Below are 20,664 nucleotides of genomic sequence, written 5' to 3' on the forward strand. Positions count from 1 at the left end.
CAACGCTCTTGCTTTGCCCGCTGCTGCGATGCAGCGTCCCGCCGACCTTGCGGGAGCCCGGGCTTGCCTTTTCTCATCAGTCCCGTCCGCTTCATGCTGCATTATGTGGCGGCGCGACCGTGGATCTTCCTGTTGCTCGGCGTGCTGGTCGCCGGCGCGTCGGTCAGCTCGATCGGCGTGCAATATGCGATGAAGCTGTTGATCGACGCGATGACCGGCACCGACCGGTATCGCAGTCACGTCTATGCGATGCTGGCGGTGTTCCTGGGTTTCGTCCTGCTGGAAAGCCTGCTGCAACGCGCCGCCGCACTGACGCTGGGCCATGCCACGGTGGTGTCGGGGGTGGGCATCCGGCTGGACATGGTGGATTACCTGACCGGGCACCAGATGCCGTTCTTCCAGAACCAGCGCGCGGGATCGCTGGGGCACCGCATTTCCGGGCTGGCGGGCATCTTCGGCGCGATCGTCCACCGCCTGCTGCAGGAAGTGACCCCGCCGCTGATCGCCTTCGCGGGCGCGATCATCATCTTCCTGACGATCGACGTGCGCATGGCGCTGGTGCTCGGCGCGATCTTCATCGTCGTCACCGTCGCGCTGGTGCTGCTGGGGCTGCGCGGGCACGTCCATCACAAGGCGTTCGCCGAAACCGCCGGCACGGTCGGCGGCGAGCTGGTCGACCTGATCGGCAATATCTGGGTGGTGAAGGCGTTCGCGGCGCGCCAGCGCGAGCTGTCGCGGCTGGAAAGCTTCCTGGACGACGAAGCGACCGCGCAGCGGCGCGGCTGGTTCTTCGTCGAACAGATCCGCGGGCTGCACGATCTGGTGCTGGCGGTGCTGGTCGGCGGCACGCTGATCTGGGCGATCGGGCGCTGGTCGACCGGCGCGATCTCGACCGGTGACGTCGTCGTCATCAGCACGATGACCTTCCGCATCCTCCACGGGTCGCGCGATCTGGCGATGGCGCTGATCGATACCAGCCAGCAGTTCAGCTACCTGCGTGAGACCCTGGACATCATCGGCGTGCCGCAGACGCTCAGCGATGCCCCAGACGCCGCGCGGCTCAGCGTCGGCGAAGGGCGGGTCGAGCTATCGCATGTCACCTTCGGCTATGATCCGCGCCACCCGATCCTCCACGACCTGTCGCTGGAAGTGCCCGCCGGGCAGAAGGTCGGCATCGTCGGCCCGTCGGGCGCGGGCAAGTCGTCGCTGCTGCAACTGATCCAGCGGTTCCACGATCCGCAGATCGGCAGCGTGTCGATCGACGGACAGCGGATCGACCGGGTGACGCAGGAATCGCTGCGCGACGCGCTGGCAGTGGTGCCGCAGGAAGTGCTGCTGTTCCACCGCTCGGTGATGGAGAACATCCGCTTCGCCAAGCCCGATGCCAGCGACGCGGACGTGCACCGCGCCGCCGAGGCCGCCGGCTGCGACGATTTCATCCGCCGCCTGCCGCACGGCTATGACAGTATCGTCGGCGAACGCGGCACCAACCTGTCCGGCGGGCAGCGCCAGCGGATCGGCATCGCGCGCGCCTTCCTGAAGAACGCGCGGATCGTGCTGCTGGACGAGGCGACGTCCGCGCTCGATTCCGAATCCGAGCTGGAGGTGCAGAACGGGCTGGAGGCGCTGATCGAGAACCGCACCGTCATCGCGGTGGCACACCGCCTGTCGACAATCGCCAATTTCGATCGCGTCGTAGTGGTCGATCAGGGCCGCGTGGTCGAGGACGGGCCGCCGCAGCAGCTGCTGCGCAACCGCGGCGGCGCGTTCCGCCAATTGTGGGTGATGCAGGTGGAGGGGCTGGACCGCGCCTCGAACATCTCGCTGGCCGGCGAACGGCTGCGCCACATGTCGGAACGCAGCCGCGAACAGTTGCAGCGGATGGTCCGCCGCGCGTGGCCGGGGGCGGCCGACCGCACCTGACCCGGCGTGTGTGTAGGCGGGGGTGTCACCCCCCGCGGCGCGCCTCGATGTAACGGCCGACATTCTGCGCCAGCACGTCCAGCGGCACGTTGCCGCCGTCGACCACCGCCTGGTCGAAATCGCGCAGGTCGTAACGCGCGCCCAGCGCCGCCTTGGCGCGGTCGCGCTGCGCGTTGATCTCGATCTGCCCCAGCTTGTACCCGCACGCCTGACCGGGCCAGGCGCAGTAGCGGTCGATCTCGCTGCGCGCATTGCTGTCGGGCAGGCCGGTGGCCGCGACGAACGCGGCCAGCGCGCGCTCGCGCGACCAGCCCATCGCATGGATGCCGGTGTCGGTGACCAGCCGCACCGCGCGCCACGACAGTCCCATCAGATACCCCAACCGCCCGGCCGGATCGCTGTCGTACATCCCCAGTTCGTCGGCCAGCTGCTCGGCATAGAGCGCCCAGCCCTCCGAATAGGCGTTGAACGCCAGGATCGATCGGATCAGCGGCAGCTGCTGCGCATATTCGCCCTGCCACACATGGCCGGGGATCCCTTCGTGAAACACCAGATCGGGGATGGTGACGCGGTTGTGGATCGACGGATCGCCCAGATTGACCCACACGCGCCCCGGGATCGACCCGTCGAGCGACCCCGGCCCGCCATAGGCCGCGGGTGCGCCCGCTTCCTGCGCGGCGGGCATCCGCCGGATCTCCAGTCGCCCCGCCACCAGCCGCCGGAAGGCACGCGGCAGCTTCGGGCGAATCGCGTCGATCTTGCCCTGCATATAGGCGACGATCTGCCGCCGCCCCTCGTCCCCGTCGGGAAAGGCGATGCCGGGGCGGCGCTGCAACGCGATCGCGCGCTCGGCGACACTGCCCTGCGTCAGTCCGAAGCCCTTCAGGATGACGTCCATCTGCGCCTGCAGCGCCGCGACCTGCTCGATGCCGATGCGGTGGATCTCCTGCGGGCTGCGCCGCGTCGTCGTGCCCGCGCGCAGGCCCCAGGCATACCATTCCGCGCCATGCGGCCGCGCGCCCATCCCCGCCGCATCGGTGGCGACCGCACGCTGCGCGCGGATCTCCGCCAGCTGGCGCTCCAGTGCCGGGACCACCACGGTCCGTGCGATCCGTGCCGCGCGCGCGGGGCCGTCGCCGCCCAGCGCCGCGCCCTTGCGCCGTAGCGGGCCGACCAGCGGACCGTCGTCCGCTCCCGCCTCCGCGATCGTCCGCGTGATCCCTTCGATCGTGCGGTCCAGCAGGAACGATGGCGGCACCAGTCCCTGCCCGCGCGCGGCGCGAATCCGCACCGTTTCCCCGTCCAGCTGCGCCGCCATCCCCTCGACCCGCGCCAGATAGGCGTCGACATCGGCGGCATCGCGCACCGGCTGGTCGCCCTCCAGCAACTGCGGCACGTCCAGCCATGCGCCGACGTTCTGGACCACCGCATAGGGGGTGTTGCGCCAGTCGCCGATCGTCGCCACGCCATAGGGCAGCGCCATGCCGTCGCGCGCGGTGGCAAGCGCACTGTCGACCACCGCCAGGCTGGTCTGCGTCGCGGGGTCCAGCCCCGCGCGCGACACTTTGGCCAGCGCGGCGATGCCGTCCTCCACGAAGCGGCGCCGCTTCTCCATTCCGGCGGGCGAGCGATCCTCCAGTCGCCCGCGCAGCGCCGCATGCGCACCGGTGTCGACGCCCAGCCGCGTCGCATCGCCCGGCTGCAGCTCCAGCAGTTGCCATGCCAGCCGGTCGAGCAGCGCCGCCGCCTCCCCCGCCGGGGCCTGCGCGCGTGCGGGCAGATGGGTCAGCAGGGCACCGGCCGCCAGGCCGGTCAGGGTGTCGCGCCGCGAAGGCCGAAAGTGCGTCATCCCGCGCAGCTTAGCCGCGCCGCCGGGCCGGTCAAACCCGCGCGGGCGGCGCGCTGTCCTCGGTCAGTTCGACGACATCGAAGTCATAGCGCCGCCACCCGCGCTGGCGCGCCGCATCGGCGGCCGCCTCGCGCTTGCCGCGCGCCTCCTTCAGCGACGCTTCATGGCCCCAGAACACCTCGGTGGCGCCGTTTTCCAGCACCGCGACGATCCGCCAGTAATGCGTGAACGGCGCCGCGGTCGGCCCGATCGTCTTGACATAGCCGTCGGGCAAGGTCGCGGTCAGGTAGCGTTTGCGCCGCGCCACCGCGGTCAGTCGCCGCTGTGCTGCGACATCGCCAGCGCCTGAACGCGCAACCGGGGGAACACCGCCTCCAGCGGCTTGGTATCGGGCATGACGTAGACATAGCCGCCCTTGCGCCGGAACGCGGGCGACAGCGTCTTCGCGTAGAAGGCGCGCGGCACGTTGATGCAGCCGAAGGTGATGCGGTTGTCGTCGGGCGTCGGCGACAGCATCCGCTCGCGCCGCCGCTCCGATCGCGCGGCATCGGCAGGGATCGGATGGATCGCGACCGAATTGGCATAATCGACCCACAGAATCCGCTCGCGCCCCAGCGCCAGTCCGAACCGCGCCAGATAGCGGCCGGCGGGCGTGGTCTTCTCGGCCGGGCCAATCTGCGCCAGTGTCTTGGCACCGACGCCCGGCGTGGCATCGTCGCCCGGCGCGATGCCGATCAGCACCGGCTCGGCCGCCAGCGCACGCCCCTTGGCATCGAACAGGAAGATCGCCGCCGACAGCTTGTCGACGATGGCATAGGGCAGGCCGTGATTGTCCTTCGCCGCCGCGATCCATTCGGCGACGCGCGCGGCGCCTTCCGACGGAAGGATGGCGGGCGCGGTGGCCGGCGCGGGCCGGGCCGCTGCCTTGGGCGTCCGACGCGGCGCGGCGTCGGCCGCCTCCATGGCAATGGCCGGGGCGAACGCTGCCGCCCCGGCCATCATCCAGCCGAGCATCGTGGGATGCCGGATCATTCCTGCGCCGCGATCAGTGGCGCGGACGCTTCGGGCGCGATTCCTGCGCCTGCAACCGCTGCTCCACGCTGTCGACGCGGCCATTCAGCTGGTCCAGCCGCTGCCCGTTGCCCTGCGACTGCTGCGATGCCGCCTGTGCCTCGGCCAGCGCGGACTTGGCGGTCGCGTCGGTCGCCTGGAGCCGCGTTTCGAGCGAATCAACGCGCTGGCTGACCGGCGCGATCTGTTCGCGGACATAGGATTTGGTGGCACAGCCGCCGAGGGCGACGGCCCCCGCCAGGACGGCGATCGGGGCAAGCTTGGACGCAGTACGATACATGACTGTTTTCCGTAATGGTTAACCAGTCGTAACAACCAAGCCGAGCCGTGGCGGGGCAACAATGCGGATTGTGACCGTCCGTGCATCTTCTCCGGCCAGCCGTTCGCCGCGGCGGACGTCAGCGACGCGACTCGCGGCCCGCGGATGGCGCGAACGGATCGCGCGGAATCGCGCCGTCGCGCTGGCGTTCCGCGCCGCGCTTGCCGGCCAGCGCGGCGACGCAGCGGCGCAGTGCCGCCACCGCCGCACCGCTGCCGTCCAGCGCCAGCCGCTCGACCGGCACGTCGCCGCGCGCGATGTCCAGCGTGCGGGTCGCGGCGAACTGCGCCGGGAAGTCCTTGCCGAACGTCGTCACGAACCCCTGCCTGCCATCGGCCGCGATGCCGATCGCGGCATGGCGCGGATAGGCCGCCTTCGACAGCCGGAACGTCAGCCTCACCCGCTCGCGCGCGCGGATCGACCAGTTGGCGTTGAGCACCGACAGGCGGTTGCTCCCGTCACGGTCCAGCCCCAGCAGCACCGTCGTCTCGCCCGCCCGGTCGAAGGTGCGGGTGACGAAACATCCCGCGCCATCCTCCGCGGGCGCGACCGTCCACCCCGCGACCGTCGCCGGTGCCGCCACGGCACTCGCGGCACTGCCCATGGCCAGCCCGAGGGCCAGCAGACGATCGCGCAACCTTGCCATGGACGATGCCTCCTTCGTTCCCGGCCCTTAACGCGCCGCCGCCGGGCTGGCCACTGGCGGCGGGTCTGGCGGTGGGAGGCGATCGATGACATGCAGCGCGGATGAGCTCCTGGCATTTCTGGATCGACCGCGGCGGCACCTTCACCGATGTGGTGGCGCGCCGCCCCGACGGCAGCTGGGCGACCGCCAAGCTGCTGTCCGAAGACCCCGATCACGCGCATGACGCGGCGGAGGCCGCGATCCGCCAGCTGACCGGCATCGCCGATGGCCCCCTTCCCCCCGCCGACATCCGCATCGGCACCACCATCGCCACCAACGCGCTGCTGGAACGGCGCGGCGAACCGATGCTGCTGGCGATCACGCGCGGGTTCGGCGATGCGCCGGTCATCGGCTATCAGGACCGGCCCGATATCTTCGCGCGCGACATCCGCCGCGCCGCGCCACTGTTCGCCGACGTGGTGGAGATCGACGAGCGCGTCGCGCAGGACGGCAGCGTCCTCATTCCCCTCGACCACGATGCCGCGGCGGCGGCGTTCGCGCGCGCTCATGCCGCCGGGCTGCGCGCGGTCGCGATCGTGTTGATGCACGGCTGGCGCCACCCCGCGCATGAAGCCGCGCTCGCCGATCTGGCGGCGGCGGCCGGCTTCACGCAGATATCGGTCAGCCACCGCACCGCGCCGCTGATCCGGCTGGTCGCGCGTGGCGATACCACGCTGGCCGACGCCTATCTGTCGCCGGTGCTGCGCCGCTATGTCCACGGGCTGGAAACGTCGCTGGGAAGCGCCTGCGCCGATCGCGGGCTGTTGTTCATGCAGTCGAGCGGCGGGCTGGTCGCCGGCAGCGCGTTCGGGGGCAAGGACGCGCTGCTGTCCGGCCCGGCGGGCGGAATCGTCGGCATGGTGCGCACCGCCGCCGGCGCGGGCTTCGACCGGGTGATCGGGTTCGACATGGGCGGCACCTCCACCGACGTGTCGCTCTACGCCGGCCAGTACGATCGCCGCTCCGACGCGGTGCTCGCGGGGGTGCGCGTCGCGGTGCCGATGATGCGGATCGATACCGTCGCGGCGGGCGGCGGGTCGATCTGCCGCTTCGACGGCGGGCGCTTGCTGGTCGGCCCGGCATCGGCGGGGGCGGATCCCGGCCCGGCCTGCTACCGGCGCGGCGGGCCGCTGACCGTCACCGACTGCAACCTGATCCTGGGGAAGATTCAGCCTGCGCATTTCCCCGCGCTGTTCGGCCCCGACCGCAACCTGCCGCCCGATCGCGCCGCGTCCGAAGCCGCGCTCGACGCGCTGCTCGACGAGGTGGCGGCCGCCACCGGCCAGCGGATGACCCGCGCCGCCGCGGCGGAGGGGCTGGTGGCGATCGCGGTCGCCAACATGGCGCGCGCGATCCGCGCGGTATCGGTGGCGCGCGGCGAGGATCCGGCCGGCTATGCGCTCGCCTGTTTCGGCGGCGCGGGCGGGCAACATGCCTGTCTGGTCGCCGACGCGCTGGGGATGACACAGGTGCTGATCCACCCGCTGGCCGGCGTCCTGTCCGCGGTCGGCATCGGGCTGGCCGATCGCAGCATCGTGCGCGAGGCGACCGTCGCACTGCCGCTGGGCGACACCGCGCTCGCCTCCGCACTGGCGGGGCTGCGCGATGCCGCGGTCGCCGCGCTGGCGGCGCAGGGCGTCGCTGCCGGCGCGGTCGACGTCGCCGTGCAGGCGCAGCTGCGCTACGCGCGCAACGACCAGAGTATCGAGGTGCCATGGGGCGACGCCGATGCGATGCGCGATGCCTTCGCCGCCGCGCATCGCCAGCGGTTCGGCTTCGTCTCTGACGATGCGCTGGTGGTCGAGCGGCTGCGCGTCGAGGCAATCGCGCGCGCCGACGACCGCCAGTTGCCCGCCCCCGCGCTGCCCGCGACCAGCGCCGCGCCGCTCGACCATGTCGCCATGTATCTGGCGGGCGCGGACCGGCAGGTGGCCGTGCACGCGCGCGACACGCTGGCGGCGGGGGCGATGCTGGCCGGCCCGGCGCTGGTGATCGATCCGGTATCGACGGTGGTGGTCGAACCGGGCTGGCGCGCGCGCGTACTGGCGGACGGCACCTTGCTGCTGGAACGCGCCGCCGCCGCGCGCGACGGTGCCGCCGACGACACGGTCGATCCGGTGCGGCTGGAAATCTTCTCCGGCCTGTTCATGGGCATCGCCGAGGAGATGGGCGCCGCGCTCCAGCGCAGCGCCGCGTCGGTCAACATCCGCGAACGGCTCGACTTTTCGTGCGCGCTGTTCGATGCCGAGGGTGGCCTGGTCGCCAATGCGCCGCACATCCCGGTGCATCTGGGGTCGATGGGCGAAAGCATCCGCACCGTCATCACCGCGCGCGCCGGCACGATGCGCGATGGCGAGGTCTATGCCCTCAACGATCCCTATCGCGGCGGCACGCACCTGCCCGACATCACCGTCATCATGCCGGTGTTCGCCGGCGGCGACGCGCCCGCCTGGTTCGTCGCCGCGCGCGGCCATCATGCCGATGTCGGCGGCACCACTCCCGGATCAATGCCCCCCGACAGCCGCACGCTGGCGGACGAGGGCGTCGTGTTCGACGACGTGGCTGTCGTCGCCGACGGCGCGATGCGCGAAGCCGCGATCCGTGACCTGCTGGCGGGCGGCCCGCACCCCGCGCGCAACATCGACCAGAATATCGCCGATCTGGCGGCGCAGGTCGCGGCGTGCGCGCGCGGTGCCGCGGGGCTGCGCGACCTGGCGGCACGGCAGGGCGCGGGGGTCGTCACCCGCTACATGGCGCATGTCCAGTCGCATGCCGAGGCGATGGCGCGGCGGATGATCGCGACCCTGTCGGACGGGCATTTCCGCTACGAACTGGACGACGGCGCCGCGGTCGAGGTGGCGGTGCGCATCGATCGCGCGGCGGGCCATGCGACGATCGACTTCACCGGCACCAGCGAACAGCGCCCCACCAATTTCAACGCGCCGCTGGCGGTGACGCGCGCGGCGGTCCTCTACGTCCTGCGGCTGCTGGTCGACGAACCGGTGCCGCTCAACGAAGGGTTCCTGCGCCCGGTGACGATCCTCGTCCCCGACGGATCGATGCTCAACCCGCGCTTTCCCGCCGCGGTGGTCGCCGGCAATGTCGAGGTAAGCCAGGTCGTCACCGATGCGCTGCTCGGCGCGCTGGGTGCGATGGCGGGCAGCCAGGGGACGATGAACAACCTGACGTTCGGCGACGACAGCTATCAATATTACGAAACGATCGCCGGCGGCGCGGGTGCCGGCCCGGGTCATGCGGGCGCCGATGCGATCCAGACGCACATGACCAACAGCCGCCTGACCGACCCGGAGGTGCTGGAGACGCGCTATCCGGTGCTGGTCGAACGCTTCGCGATCCGACGCGGATCGGGCGGCGACGGGCAATGGCGCGGGGGCGACGGGGCGGTACGGCGGCTGCGCTTCCTGGCGCCGCTGCGCGCGGGCATCCTCAGCAACCGCCGCCGCGTCGCGCCGTTCGGGCTGGCGGGCGGCGCCGACGGGCAGACCGGCGCCAACCGCATCGAGCGCGCCGACGGCCGCATCGAGCCGCTGGCGGCGACCGCCACGGCGCAGATGGCGGCGGGCGACGTCATCGTCATCGAAACCCCCGGCGGCGGCGGTTACGGCGCGGCGGGCCAGCGCTGATGCTGGTGCTGGCCGGCATCGCCGTCATCGCGGGCGGTTTCCTGCTGCGGTTCAACCCGCTGCTGGTGATCGTCGCCTCCGCCGCGGTCACCGGCTGGGCGGCGGGGCTGGACCCGCTGCGCATCCTTGCCACCTTCGGCCATGCGTTCAACGAAACCCGCTACGTCACCGCCATCTACATGGTGCTACCGGTCATCGGTTTGCTGGAACGGCGCGGGCTTCAGGAGCGCGCGCGCGGGCTGGTCGCGGGGCTGCGCGGCGCCACCGCGGGGCGGCTGCTGGCCGGATACCTCCTGTTCCGTCAGGTGACCGCCGCGCTGGGCCTCACCTCGGTCGCCGGGCCGGCGCAGACCGTCCGCCCGCTGGTCGCCCCGATGGCGCAGGCCGCGGCGGAACGCCAGGGCGCGACCGACGATGCCGCGACCGAACGGGTCAAGGCGATGGCCGCCGCCACCGACAATATCGGGCTGTTCTTCGGCGAGGATATCTTCATCGCGATCGGGTCGATCCTGCTGATGAAGGGCGTGCTCGACGGCTATGGCATCGTGCTGGAACCGTTCCAGCTGTCGGTGTGGGCGATCCCCACCGCGATCGCCGCCTTCGCGATCCACGGCGCGCGGCTGATGTGGCTCGACCGGCGGCTGGCGCGAAAAAGGCCGGCGGCATGATCGGGCTGAACCTGGTCTATGGCATCGCCGGCGCGGTGTTCGCGATCTTCGCGGTGCTGGCGCTGCGCGACCGGCGGCTGGCCAACGCCGGTTTCCATGCGCTGATCGCGGCGTCCTTCCTGATCGGCGACCGGCTGGGCGATATCGCCAACGGCCTGCTGGTGCTCGCGCTGGTCGCGATCGCCGCCTCGGGCCGGATGCGCCGCGCGGATCCCGCCCCGCCGCCCGCCGCGCGCCACGGCGCGCGCGTGTTCGTCCCTGCGCTGGTGATCCCCGCCGCCGCGCTGGCGGGCACGTTGCTGTTCAAGCAGCTGCCGGGGCTGGTCGACCCGAAACAGGCGACATTGGTGGCGGTGACGTGCGGCACGCTGATCGCGCTGGCGCTGTGCCTCGCCCTGCTGAACGCGCGCCCGGCCGAGCCGTTCGTCGCCGGACGGCGGCTGATCGACGATATCGGCTGGGTCGCGGTGATGCCGCAGATGCTGGCCAGCCTGGGCGCGGTGTTCGCGCTCGCCGGGGTCGGCGGGGTGGTCGGCGAGCTGGTCGGCGCGGTCGTGCCGGCCGGCAACGTCGCGGGCGCGGTGCTGGCCTATGCGCTGGGCATGGCGGCGTTCACGATCGTGATGGGCAATGCCTTCGCAGCCTTTCCGGTGATGGCCGCGGCGGTCGGCGTGCCGCTGCTGATCCGCGGCGCGGACGGCGATCCGGCGGTGGTCGCGGCGGTAGGGATGCTGGCGGGCTTCTGCGGCACGCTGATGACGCCGATGGCCGCCAACTTCAACCTGATGCCCGCCGCGCTGCTCGACCTGAAGGACCGTTACGGCGTGATCCGCGCGCAATTGCCCACCGCGATCCCGCTGCTCGCGTTCAATGCCGCGCTGCTGTACGCGATGATCGCATGACGATGCTCGACCGCGCGCTGGCGCAGCGTTTCGCCGCCCTCACGCTGGGGCATGTCGGCCGCGAATATCCCAATGTGCTGGTGCATGTCCTGAACGGGCCGCAGGACGCGCAGCCGCCGTCGGCGCTCCACCCTGTCTTCTACGGCAGCCTCGACTGGCACAGCTGCGTCCACGGCTGGTGGCAGTTGCTGCGCCTAACGCGTCGCGTCCCCGACATGGACGCCGCGCCCGCGATCCGCGCCCGCGCCGACGCGATGCTGACGCCGGAGGGAATCGCGGCCGAGATCGCCTATTTCGAACGCCCCGGCGCGGCGGGGTTCGAACGCCCCTATGGCTGGGCCTGGGCGCTGGCGCTGCATGACGAGGCGAGCCGCCACGACGCCCCCTGGGCGGCCGCGCTGACCCCGCTCGCGCGGCTGATCGCGGCGCGGTTTCGCGCGTTCCTGCCGCGGCTCACCTATCCCTTGCGCGTCGGCACGCATTTCAACACCGGCTTCGCGCTGACGCTGGCGTGGGACTGGGCGGGGCGCCACGATCCGGCCCTGCGCGTGCCCATCGCCGATGCCGCCACCGGCTGGTTCGCCAACGACCGCGATTGCCAGGCGTGGGAACCGGGCGGCGACGAATTCCTGTCACCCGCCTTGTGTGAGGCGCTGGTGATGAGCCGCGTGCTCGATGCCGCCGCCTTTCGCGACTGGTTCGATGCCTTCCTGCCGCGCGTCGCCACGGGGGAGCCGGCGACGCTGTTCACCCCCGCGATCGTCTCGGACCGGTCGGACGGGAAGATCGCGCACCTCGACGGGCTGAACCTCAGCCGCGCGTGGTGCTGGCGCACGATCGCCGCCGCGCTCGGCCCGGCGCATCCGGTCGCCGCGCGCGCGCAGGCGGCGGCCGCCGACCATCTCGCCGCCAGCCTGCCGCACCTGGGCGACGACTATATGGGCGAACACTGGCTGGCGACCTTCGCGCTGCTCGCACTCGATCAGCCCTCTACCTGATCCAGATAGGCGCCATAGCCCGCGGCCTCCATGTCCTCCTTGGGCACGAAGCGCAGCGCGGCGGAATTGATGCAATAGCGAAGGCCGCCGCGATCGCGCGGCCCGTCCTCGAACACATGCCCCAGATGGCTGTCGCCATGCGCGGAGCGCACCTCGGTGCGCACCATGCCGTGGCTGCGGTCGGACAGTTCGTTGACGTTCGCCGGCTCGATCGGCTTGGTGAAGCTCGGCCAGCCGCAATGCGATTCGTACTTGTCGGCGGACGCGAACAGCGGCTCGCCCGACACCACGTCGACATAGATGCCAGCCGCGTGGTTGTGCAGATACTCGCCTGTGCCGGGGCGCTCGGTCCCGCTCTGCTGCGTGACATAAAATTGCTCGGGCGTCAGCCGCGCCAGCGCCTCGTCAGTCTTGCGATAATCGGTCATCGTCTTCTCCGAATGGTCCGTCGCTGCGCGATATAGGAAGCCCCAGCGCCCCGCCCAACGCCGCTCAGCGCCACTCCCGCCCGCGCGGCAACTGCCCGACGCCGGGGTTCAGCTGGTTGCGCGGGTCAAGCGTGCGATAGAATTCCGCCAGCGCGGGCTTGGCGCGATACAGATGCCCGACGTTATGCTCGGCAGGATACTCCGCCCCGCGCGCGTCCAGCAGCGTCCACAGCCGGTGTTCGAATGCCACCGGATCGGTGCCGCGCCGCACGATATAATCCTGGTGGAACACGTGGCAGAAGAAATGCCCGTAATACAGCGTGTGGATAACCTCCGCCGCCAGATCGGCCGGCAGCGTCTCGGTCCAGTCGCGCGCGTTGCGCGGCAGCGCGACGTCCAGCGCCACGATATCCTCCACCGTGTCGCGATGCACCGCGCGGTATCGCACCGCCGCCCCCGCCGCGACGAAACGGTGGAGGAACGCCTTCTTCGCCTCGATCGCGTCGCACGCGAACCAGCCGTCGGCGCCGATCGTCTCGTCCAGCAGCGCGCGCGTCGCCGCCGCCGCCGCGCCCGGCACCTTCAGGATCAGGTGATGCGGATACCGGTCGCGGAACGCCCGCATCCGCAGCGGCAGATGATCGCGCAGCAGGCGTCCCGCTCGCTGCATCCACCGGTCCGCCGCCCCGGGTAGCAACGCATCGACCCGCCCCTTGGCCGCCCACAACGCCGGCAGCCGCGCGGTGCCCAGCCGCTCGATCACCGCGAACATGTCGCGCCCGTAGCGGTCGGCGATGTCGAACGCGGTGCGGTGCATATATTCGCCCGCGATCGGCAGCAGTTCGGGGCGCGACAGGATCGCACGGCGCAGCGCGGTCAACGCCATCGGATCGCCGGTGCCGATATAGAAGGTGGCGGTGTCGCGCTCGACCGGGAAGGTATCCAGCCGCACCGCGAACACGATCAGCTTGCCCGCGCTCCCCGCCGCCTCGCGCAGGCGTCGGGGGTCGGCGTTGAAGCGCGCCGGCGTCTCGGCATCGATCGCGCAGACGTGGGCGGCATAATCATGGTCGTGCGCGCGCGCCGTATCGCAGGCCGCCACGTCGGCATCGGAAAAATCGCCGCGCTCGACGCGGGCCAGCACCTCTTCCGGCGTATCGCCGAGCGCGATGCCCAGCCGGTTGACCAGCCGCAGCACGCCGTCCGCGCCGACCTGCCCGTACAGCGCCAGCTCGGTATAGGCGGGGCCGCGCCGCACCAGCGACCCGCCCGAATTGTTGCACACGCCCCCGATCACCGACGCCCCGAAGCACGACGATCCGATCACGCTGTGCGGTTCGCGCCCCAGCGGCGCCAGCGCCTTTTCCAGCGCGTCCAGCGTCGTCCCCGGCAGGCACACCACCTGGCCCGCATCGCGGATCAGGTGCAGCCCCGCGATCCGCATCGTCGCGACGATCACTACCCCGCCGGGATAATCGTCGCCATCGGGGGTCGATCCGCCGGTCAGCCCGGTATTGGCGGCCTGCATGATGATCGACACGTCGGCGGCGACGCACGCCTGCGCGACATGCCACAGTTCGACCAGGCTGCCCGGCCGCACCACCGCGAGCGCCGCGCCAGCGCCGGTGCGATAGCCGTGGCGGAACCGCGCGGTCGCGCGCTCGCCGGTCAACAGGTGCCGCCGCCCGACGATCGCGCGCAGGCGCGTCAGCAGCGCATCGGGGTCCGGCGATGGTCGGGTCATGCGCACTCTTGTGGCGCCGCCCCCGCCCGGCATCAAGGGCGCGGCCACGGCGCGCGGTATAACCGCAAGACATTCGCGGCCCGCGTCCCTACAGCGACCGGCATGACCATCGCCCAGATCCGGCGGCGCTGATGGTGCGTCGCATCCTCGCCGTGTTCGAACCGTTCGTGCTGATGCTGCTCGGCACCGTCCTCCTCGCCTCGCTGCTGCCGCCGGTCGGGCGTGCGGCGATCGTGTTCGGATGGGCGGCGGATGCCGGGATCGTGCTGCTGTTCTTCCTGCACGGCGCGCGGCTGTCGCGCGACGCGATCGTGGAGGGACTTCGCAACTGGCGGCTGCACCTGGCGGTGTTCGCCACCACCTTCGCGCTGTTCCCGCTGCTGGGGATCGCGGTCGCGCACCTGCCGCTGCTGGCGCCGACGCTGGCGGGCGGGTTCCTGTTCCTGACGCTGCTGCCGTCCACCGTCCAGTCGTCGATCGCCTTCACCTCGATCGCGCGCGGAAATGTCGCCGCGGCGGTGTGCAGCGCGTCCTTCTCCAACCTCGCCGGGATCGTCCTCACCCCCGCGCTGGTCGCGCTGACGATGCAGGGGATGGCCGGCGCCGGGCAGGCGCATGTCTCGCTGGCGCAGGCGGAGGGGATCGTGCTGCAGCTGCTCGCGCCCTTCGTCATCGGGCATCTGATGCGCCCGCTGGTCGGCGCGTGGATCGCGCGGCGCAGGGCGCTGGTGACGACGGTCGATCGCGGGTCGATCCTGCTGGTCGTCTATACCGCGTTCGGCGCGGCGGTGGCGGACGGGCTGTGGCGCCGGGTGACGGGCGGCGATCTGGCGATGCTGCTGGCACTGTGCGCGGCGCTGCTGGCGGTGGTGCTGGCGGTCACCTGGTATGGCGCGAAGGCGCTGCGGCTGCCGCGCGGCGATGCGATCGTGCTGCTGTTCTGCGGGTCGAAGAAAAGCCTGGCGGCGGGGGTGCCGATGGCAGGCGTGCTGTTCCCCGCCGCGCAGGTGGGCCTCGCGATCCTGCCGGTGATGCTGTTCCACCAGATCCAGCTGATCGCCTGCGCGGTCATCGCGCGCCGGCTGGGCGCCGCGGCGCCCGCCGACGCGGACTGACCCGCCTACCGCGCGGCCGCCGCCGCCGGACCGTACAGGATGCCGTTGAACAGCAGCTTGAACGTGGCATAGGGCTGCGCGCGCTGGGTCACTTCCGGCCCCATCGCGAACAGCTTGCCACGCCCCAGGTCGGTTTCCGCCACCGCGACGGTGCCGTTCAGCTTCTCCTGCCCCACGGCCCAGCCGCTGCGCAGCGGCGCGGCGCCCTCGAACCACGCGATCCGGCGCAGGTCGGGGGCGGCGACGAACGGCTGGCTTTCGTCGAAGAACATGTCCACCGTCGGGGTCATGCCATAGGCGAGCGGCTGGCGCGGATCGACGCTGGCGCGGATCAGCGATCCGGGGATGTAGAACTCCTTATGCGGCAAGGCCGCGACGCTGCCGTCGGGCTTCTTCGTCACCAGCGCGAGCTGGATCGTCGGGGTCAGCCACGTCGCCAGCGTGTTCGCGCTGCCCACGGTGATGACGGTGCCGCCCGCCGACGCGAAGTCGCGCACTGCCGGCAAGGTCTTGTCCTGCGTCACCTCGCCCAGCCAGCCGCGATATTCGGCCGGAATGTCCTCCGCCTTGGGCAGAGTGTTGCGATAGCCGCCCGGATAGGCACCGCCGCGCGCCACCGGCACCGTGCCGTCGGCGAACAGCAGCACGTCGTACTTCGCCTTGATGTTCCCGGCGTCGAGCTGCCCCGGATAGACGACCTCGAACGGGAATTCGTACTGTTCCAGCAGCCAGCGGGTCCAGCCGGCGGGCATGACCCCGCCATAGCGGTCGACCAGCCCGACCTTCACCGGCTTCAGCTTCCACGTCGTCCCCGCCGGCGCGCGCGCCATCGCATAGGCATCGACCCCCAGCGGCGCGGACTGCGCGATCACGCCCTGCGCCGCCGGCGATGCCGGCACCCACAGCGCGCCCGCCGCCAGCGTCCGCCCGGCGACCTTGGTCTCGCCCGGCACCCAATGGACGGGCACCCCGGCCTTCAGCAGCCGGTTGGTCAGGATGAAGCCGTTGTTCGCCTCATGCCCGATCAGCCACCCGGCCTTCCCGCTGCCGATCACGCGCCCGGCGGGCGGGGCCAGCAGCTCCTCGGTCACCTTTTCGAACCGGCCGTCGAACCCGTCGACGACGCGGTCGAACTGCACCCCCATCTGATACGCCAGCGTATAACCGGTGATGTCGTACGGGGCCTTGGGCGGGCCGCCGGGATATTCGGCGTCATGCGGGTGATCCTGCGGCTCGAACATGTCGAGGACGTGGGGGCGATACGCCTGCGCGGTGCGCACGACATAGCTGCCCGCCGGATAACGCTTGCCCCCCGCCATGAACGGCGCGGCGGCGCGCTCCACGTCGACGCCGTTCTTCAGCAGCGCGTTGAGGAACGCGATCGTCGTCGGCAGGTCGCGCTGCTGCGCGGGCGGCAGGATATAGCCGCGCGCGTCGCGCATCGCCGGATCGTTGAGCACCGACCGGTACAGCGCCGGATCGACCGCCGGCGGCCCGCGGAAATAGGTCTCGCCGCCCGGCGCGGTCTTGCCCTTCGCCGCCTCCATCACCGCATCGACGCGGCGCGGGGTGATCGTCCAGCTGTCCTGGCTGCCCTTCTCGATCGCGGCATGGCCCATCCGCCAGATGTTCATCAGCAACCGTTCGCGGTTGCGCGCGGCGTAATCCATGACCGCGCGGTTCAGCGTCCACTGATATTCCAGGCTGTCCTTCAGATGCCAGTCGCGCGGGCCGATCGGCAGCGTCTCGTCGTTGCGTGCCAGCTGCGTCTGCGGGATCAGCGGGATCTTCTCGGGCGTCGGGCCGCCGATGATCTCGGTCAGCAGCCCGATCGAATTGTGGAAATAGGCGACCGACCGCACCATGCCGTTGTGCCACGTCGAATAGGGCGCGGCGGACCGCGCGCCCGATCCGGCCTTGTCCTCGGCGACCAGCCGGCTGTGCATCGCCGCGCCGACCTCCTGCAATTCGTTCATCACGATCGGCGAATAATTGTAGTTGAACGGGTCGCGGAACGGCGGGACGAACACCACCATCCCCGCCGGCCCGGTCTGGTGCTGGTTGAAGATGATCTGCGGATACCATTGGCGGAAGAACACGCGGTTCAGCGCGGTCGTCTCGGGCATCTGCGACATGAAGCTGTCGCGGTTGTTATCGTGCCCGACATACTTCTGGTACAGCCGCGGGATCGTGCGGAATTCGCGGTCTTTCGGGTCCTTGTTGCGCATGTACCAGTCGGCGACCAGTTGCAGCCCGTCGGGATTGTCCTGACCGAACAGCACGATCGTCTCGTCCAGGATGCGCCTGGTTTCGGCATCCTGCCCGCTCAGCATCCGGTACAGGACGTGGATCTGGCTCTGCGTCGTCACCGTCTCGGTCGCGTGCAGGCCGGCGTCGATCCACACCACCGCGCGGCCCTCGTTGGCCAGCGCCTGCGCCTGCGTCTCGGTAAGGTTCTCGGCCCGCGCCAGTTGGCGCGCGATGTCGCGATACCGGTCCAGCTTCGCCAGGTTCTGCGGGCTGGAGACGACCGCGACCCACATCGTGCGCCCCTCGGCCGACGTGCCGATATCGATCAGCTTGATCCGGTCCGACTGCGCCGCCAGCGTCTTCAGATAGCGTTCGTAATCGTCGTAATCGGCCAGATAGTAATCGCTGCCCGGCTCGCTGGCGAAGGCTTCGGCGGGGGATGGCAGCGTGCCCGCCTTCGGACTGATGGGGGCGGCCCCGGCGGGCATCGCCAGCGCCAGCGCCGCAGCGCCGATCAGAAAGGCCGTCTTCATCGCCTCAGTCCCCTTATGTCGCCTGTTTCAGCTGTTTTTTCAGCTGTTCTTTCTCATGACGCAGGAACCGGCCGCCCCCGCACCCGGTGGCGCGAAAAAATCACGCCGGCACCACGTCGAACGCCACCGTCAGCCGCGGCGCATCGCCCGTAAACGGCTCGGTCCCGTGCCACAGATACGACGGGAACAGCGCCACCATCCCCGGTTCGGGGCGGATATGGCGGAACGGCGCCAGCACCGGGCGCGTCGGCACCCCCGGCCGCCCCAGCGCCAGCCACCCCTGCGGCGCGCGCTCCACCGCATCGGGCAATGCGACATAGAAGGCGGAGGACAGCCACCCGGCGGGGTGGACGTGATCTTTATGGAAGCCGCCCGCCCGCAACCGTGCCGACCATGCTCCGGCAAAGCGATAGCCGCCCGCCGCCCGGCGCCGCACCGGATCGTCGCCGCTGCCCAGCCCCGCGATATGCGCGCGGATCGGCGCATCCAGCGCCGCGAACAGCGCGCGGACCACCGGCACATCCAGCCGCGACAGGTCGACCTGCGTCTGGCTGCCGTGGCGGATCGACTGTTCCAGCGGATGCGCCTGCCAGCCGTGCAGCGCCTCCAGCGCCGCCGCCAGATCGGCTAGGAACGCCGGCAAGTCGGCCCAGCCGGCGGGCGTCGAAATCCGCTGCGCCGTCACCAGCGCGGGATCCTCGCACAGCGGCGCATGGCGCGGGTCGCCCGCCAGCCGCCACGCGGTCGCCAGCAGCGCGATCGCGGCCTGATCGTCGGGCGCGGCGGCGACCACCCGCTCCGCCAGCGCCGCCGCCTCGCCGATCCGCCCCAGATGCAGCAGCGCCTCGGTCGCGGCGCGCGCCGCCTCGATCGACGCGGGCGCGGCGGCCAGCGCGGCGGTGGCGTGGTCCAGCTGGCGCTGCGCCCGGCCCAGCTGCCCCGCGACGCCCGCCGCCGCCAGCCGCACCCCCACCGCGCCGGGCGCGCGCGCCGCCGCGCGGTCCAGCACCGCCGCGGCGCGTTCGGGCTGGCCGACGCCGTTCAGCACCGCGCCGCGCACCAGCGCCAGTTCGACCGTGTCGGGCGCCGCCTCCAGCGCGCGCAGCGCCGCCGCCGCATCGCCGCTGCGCATCCAGCGCAATTGCGCCCAATCACGGTGCGCCACCGCATAATCCGGGCGCCGCGCGACCGCCGCGGCGAACGCGCGATCCGCCTCGTCCCACCGGCCCAGCGTCTGCAGCGCGCGGGCATGGACCAGATGCGTCTCCGGCGCGTCGCCCCCCGCGGCAAAGGCGCGCGCGCACGCCGCCACCGCGCCCGCGGCATCGCCCGCATCGCCCAGCCGCGCGGCCAGGTTGTGCGCCGATACCGCGTCGCGCGCGCTCATCCCCGCCGCTTCTTCGGCGCCAGCGCCGACAGGACGCCGCGCACGGTGCGCACCTCCTGGCTCGACCATGCCGGCTTGGTCAGCAGCGTGCGCAGCATCCGGCGAGTCGCAACGGTACGGTCGGGCGGGAAGAAATAGCCCGCTTCGTCCAGCATCGCGTCCAGCTGCGCGATCATCCCGTCCAGCTCAAATTGCGATGCGGGCGGGTTCAGCTCGACCTCCGGCGGACTGGCCAGCGCCACCCCCTTCGACCATTCATAGGCGACCAGGATCACCGCCTGCGCCAGGTTCAGGCTGCCGAACTCGGGATTGATCGGCACCGTCACGATCGTGCGCGCCAGCGCGACGTCGTCGGTTTCCAGCCCCGACCGCTCCGGCCCGAACAGGATCGCGGCGCGCGCCGTATTGCGGTGGATCGCGGCGGCGGCGGCCTCGGGCGTTACCACCGGCTTGGTCACCCCGCGCTTGCGCACCGTGGTGGCATAGACGTGCGCACAATCCGCCACCGCCTCCGCCACGCTGTCGAACACCCGCGCCTGCTCCAGCACCACATCGGCCCCGGATGCGGCAGGCCCCGCCTGCGGATTGGGCCAGCCGTCGCGCGGCGCGACCAGCCGCAGCTCGGTCAGCCCGAAATTGAGCATCGCCCGCGCCGCCTTGCCGATATTCTCGCCCAGTTGCGGGCGGACCAGGACGATCACGGGGGGCGGGGCAGCGCTACGGCCATCCGTTAGGGTCACGTCAGCGTCGAGCGAAACCGTGGCTGCCCCCTTCGTTCGGCTTGAGCCAGCGTCGAGCGAAGCCGAAACTGCCCCATCCGTTCGGTTCGAGCCAGCGTCGAGCGAAGCCGAGACGCGCGGTCGAGAACGCGCGGCCGCGGAGACACCGGCCCAATCGCCCGCAAACAGCGCTTCCTTCTTTTTCCGCGACCAATCCTTGACCTGGTGCTCGCGCTCTAGCGCCTCGATCCGGGTCGGGAAATCCTGCGCCCACATCAACGCGGTCGGTCGGCGGTCGTGGGTATAGCCGGGGATCGTCCCCTCCTGATGCTGCGCAACGCGGCGTTCGAGGTCGTCGGTATGACCGGTGTAATAGCTGCCATCGGCACAGCGCAGGATATAGACCCAGAAGCTCATCCGAGAGCGCCT

Annotated in this window: 16 protein-coding genes; 6 read left to right on the forward strand and 10 right to left on the reverse strand. The window is 71.2% G+C overall.

Translation table 11 applies throughout. The features are described 5' to 3' along the window. The first annotated feature begins 63 nt into the window (after positions 1 to 63). Positions 64 to 1,923, forward strand: a complete 1,860-nt coding sequence (locus COA17_RS06605; RefSeq protein ID WP_096611102.1) for an ABC transporter ATP-binding protein — start codon at positions 64 to 66, stop codon at positions 1,921 to 1,923. A gap of 25 nt (positions 1,924 to 1,948) precedes the next feature. Here the strand turns inward: COA17_RS06605 and COA17_RS06610 are convergent, their stop codons facing one another. The 5 genes from COA17_RS06610 to COA17_RS06630 all read right to left on the reverse strand — a co-directional run bounded on the left by COA17_RS06610 (position 1,949) and on the right by COA17_RS06630 (position 5,808). Then, entirely contained in the window at positions 1,949 to 3,772 is a 1,824-nt protein-coding gene (locus COA17_RS06610; RefSeq protein ID WP_096611104.1) for a DUF885 domain-containing protein, read from the reverse strand. Between the two features lie 31 nt (positions 3,773 to 3,803). Beyond that, on the reverse strand, positions 3,804 to 4,079 hold the full coding sequence (locus tag COA17_RS06615) for a hypothetical protein (protein WP_066489835.1): 276 nt from the start codon (positions 4,077 to 4,079) through the stop codon (positions 3,804 to 3,806). 5 nt (positions 4,080 to 4,084) lie between these two features. Continuing rightward, positions 4,085 to 4,804: a hypothetical protein gene (locus tag COA17_RS06620; protein ID WP_096611106.1), complete on the reverse strand. Its 720-nt coding sequence runs from the start codon at positions 4,802 to 4,804 to the stop codon at positions 4,085 to 4,087. 13 nt (positions 4,805 to 4,817) lie between these two features. Further along, entirely contained in the window at positions 4,818 to 5,123 is a 306-nt protein-coding gene (locus COA17_RS06625; RefSeq protein WP_066489838.1) for a hypothetical protein, read from the reverse strand. A gap of 118 nt (positions 5,124 to 5,241) precedes the next feature. Continuing rightward, entirely contained in the window at positions 5,242 to 5,808 is a 567-nt protein-coding gene (locus COA17_RS06630) for a hypothetical protein (protein WP_096611108.1), read from the reverse strand. Positions 5,809 to 5,909: 101 nt separating this feature from the next. Here COA17_RS06630 and COA17_RS06635 point away from each other — a divergent pair, with 101 nt between their 5' ends. Genes COA17_RS06635 through COA17_RS06650 form a run of 4 tightly spaced genes read left to right on the forward strand, consistent with a single transcriptional unit; the run spans position 5,910 to position 12,059 of the window. Then, the gene (locus COA17_RS06635) at positions 5,910 to 9,491 is read left to right on the forward strand and encodes a hydantoinase B/oxoprolinase family protein (RefSeq protein WP_096611110.1); all 3,582 of its coding nucleotides are present in this window, start codon (positions 5,910 to 5,912) and stop codon (positions 9,489 to 9,491) included. Next, positions 9,491 to 10,159: a DUF969 domain-containing protein gene (locus COA17_RS06640; RefSeq protein WP_096611112.1), complete on the forward strand. Its 669-nt coding sequence runs from the start codon at positions 9,491 to 9,493 to the stop codon at positions 10,157 to 10,159. Before COA17_RS06635 ends, COA17_RS06640 begins: the two co-directional genes overlap by 1 nt. Then, positions 10,156 to 11,061 (forward strand): 5-oxoproline transporter, DUF979 family subunit, encoded by a 906-nt coding sequence (locus COA17_RS06645; RefSeq protein WP_096611642.1) that lies wholly within the window; start codon positions 10,156 to 10,158, stop codon positions 11,059 to 11,061. The genes COA17_RS06640 and COA17_RS06645 overlap by 4 nt, the downstream gene beginning before the upstream one ends. Continuing rightward, positions 11,058 to 12,059, forward strand: a complete 1,002-nt coding sequence (locus COA17_RS06650) for a DUF2891 domain-containing protein (protein ID WP_096611114.1) — start codon at positions 11,058 to 11,060, stop codon at positions 12,057 to 12,059. Before COA17_RS06645 ends, COA17_RS06650 begins: the two co-directional genes overlap by 4 nt. On the opposite strand, the gene msrB is transcribed toward COA17_RS06650, so the two are convergent. Both msrB and dld read right to left on the reverse strand, forming a co-directional pair. Beyond that, positions 12,044 to 12,487, reverse strand: a complete 444-nt coding sequence (gene msrB, locus COA17_RS06655) for a peptide-methionine (R)-S-oxide reductase MsrB (RefSeq protein WP_096611116.1) — start codon at positions 12,485 to 12,487, stop codon at positions 12,044 to 12,046. The genes COA17_RS06650 and msrB overlap by 16 nt on opposite strands. Positions 12,488 to 12,551: 64 nt before the next feature. After that, positions 12,552 to 14,231 (reverse strand): D-lactate dehydrogenase, encoded by a 1,680-nt coding sequence (gene dld / locus COA17_RS06660; RefSeq protein ID WP_096611118.1) that lies wholly within the window; start codon positions 14,229 to 14,231, stop codon positions 12,552 to 12,554. Between the two features lie 131 nt (positions 14,232 to 14,362). Here dld and COA17_RS06665 point away from each other — a divergent pair, with 131 nt between their 5' ends. Then, positions 14,363 to 15,346 (forward strand): bile acid:sodium symporter family protein, encoded by a 984-nt coding sequence (locus COA17_RS06665; protein WP_066485613.1) that lies wholly within the window; start codon positions 14,363 to 14,365, stop codon positions 15,344 to 15,346. Positions 15,347 to 15,351: 5 nt separating this feature from the next. On the opposite strand, the gene COA17_RS06670 is transcribed toward COA17_RS06665, so the two are convergent. The 3 genes from COA17_RS06670 to COA17_RS06680 all read right to left on the reverse strand — a co-directional run bounded on the left by COA17_RS06670 (position 15,352) and on the right by COA17_RS06680 (position 20,652). Continuing rightward, positions 15,352 to 18,129: a M14 family metallopeptidase gene (locus tag COA17_RS06670; RefSeq protein ID WP_096611120.1), complete on the reverse strand. Its 2,778-nt coding sequence runs from the start codon at positions 18,127 to 18,129 to the stop codon at positions 15,352 to 15,354. A gap of 100 nt (positions 18,130 to 18,229) precedes the next feature. Continuing rightward, positions 18,230 to 19,516, reverse strand: a complete 1,287-nt coding sequence (locus COA17_RS20040; protein WP_096611122.1) for a 2OG-Fe(II) oxygenase family protein — start codon at positions 19,514 to 19,516, stop codon at positions 18,230 to 18,232. Beyond that, the gene (locus tag COA17_RS06680) at positions 19,513 to 20,652 is read right to left on the reverse strand and encodes a TrmH family RNA methyltransferase (RefSeq protein WP_096611124.1); all 1,140 of its coding nucleotides are present in this window, start codon (positions 20,650 to 20,652) and stop codon (positions 19,513 to 19,515) included. The genes COA17_RS20040 and COA17_RS06680 overlap by 4 nt, the downstream gene beginning before the upstream one ends. Positions 20,653 to 20,664: the final 12 nt, after the last annotated feature.

Source organism: Sphingomonas ginsenosidimutans (genome assembly GCF_002374835.1).
GTDB classification, from domain to species: Bacteria; Pseudomonadota; Alphaproteobacteria; order Sphingomonadales; family Sphingomonadaceae; genus Sphingomonas; species Sphingomonas ginsenosidimutans.

What these genes read in the sequence shown, in the direction of transcription:
- COA17_RS06610 (WP_096611104.1), bottom strand. Translation starts at nt 3,772, where the DNA reads ATGACGCACTTTCGGCCTTCGCGGCGCGACACCCTGACCGGCCTGGCG.
- COA17_RS06620 (WP_096611106.1), bottom strand. Translation starts at nt 4,804, where the DNA reads ATGATCCGGCATCCCACGATGCTCGGCTGGATGATGGCCGGGGCGGCA.
- COA17_RS06625 (WP_066489838.1), bottom strand. Translation starts at nt 5,123, where the DNA reads ATGTATCGTACTGCGTCCAAGCTTGCCCCGATCGCCGTCCTGGCGGGG.
- COA17_RS06630 (WP_096611108.1), bottom strand. Translation starts at nt 5,808, where the DNA reads ATGGCAAGGTTGCGCGATCGTCTGCTGGCCCTCGGGCTGGCCATGGGC.
- COA17_RS06635 (WP_096611110.1), top strand. Translation starts at nt 5,910, where the DNA reads ATGAGCTCCTGGCATTTCTGGATCGACCGCGGCGGCACCTTCACCGAT.
- COA17_RS06640 (WP_096611112.1), top strand. Translation starts at nt 9,491, where the DNA reads ATGCTGGTGCTGGCCGGCATCGCCGTCATCGCGGGCGGTTTCCTGCTG.
- COA17_RS06645 (WP_096611642.1), top strand. Translation starts at nt 10,156, where the DNA reads ATGATCGGGCTGAACCTGGTCTATGGCATCGCCGGCGCGGTGTTCGCG.
- COA17_RS06650 (WP_096611114.1), top strand. Translation starts at nt 11,058, where the DNA reads ATGACGATGCTCGACCGCGCGCTGGCGCAGCGTTTCGCCGCCCTCACG.
- msrB (WP_096611116.1), bottom strand. Translation starts at nt 12,487, where the DNA reads ATGACCGATTATCGCAAGACTGACGAGGCGCTGGCGCGGCTGACGCCC.
- dld (WP_096611118.1), bottom strand. Translation starts at nt 14,231, where the DNA reads ATGACCCGACCATCGCCGGACCCCGATGCGCTGCTGACGCGCCTGCGC.
- COA17_RS06665 (WP_066485613.1), top strand. Translation starts at nt 14,363, where the DNA reads ATGGTGCGTCGCATCCTCGCCGTGTTCGAACCGTTCGTGCTGATGCTG.
- COA17_RS06670 (WP_096611120.1), bottom strand. Translation starts at nt 18,129, where the DNA reads ATGAAGACGGCCTTTCTGATCGGCGCTGCGGCGCTGGCGCTGGCGATG.
- COA17_RS20040 (WP_096611122.1), bottom strand. Translation starts at nt 19,516, where the DNA reads ATGAGCGCGCGCGACGCGGTATCGGCGCACAACCTGGCCGCGCGGCTG.
- COA17_RS06680 (WP_096611124.1), bottom strand. Translation starts at nt 20,652, where the DNA reads ATGAGCTTCTGGGTCTATATCCTGCGCTGTGCCGATGGCAGCTATTAC.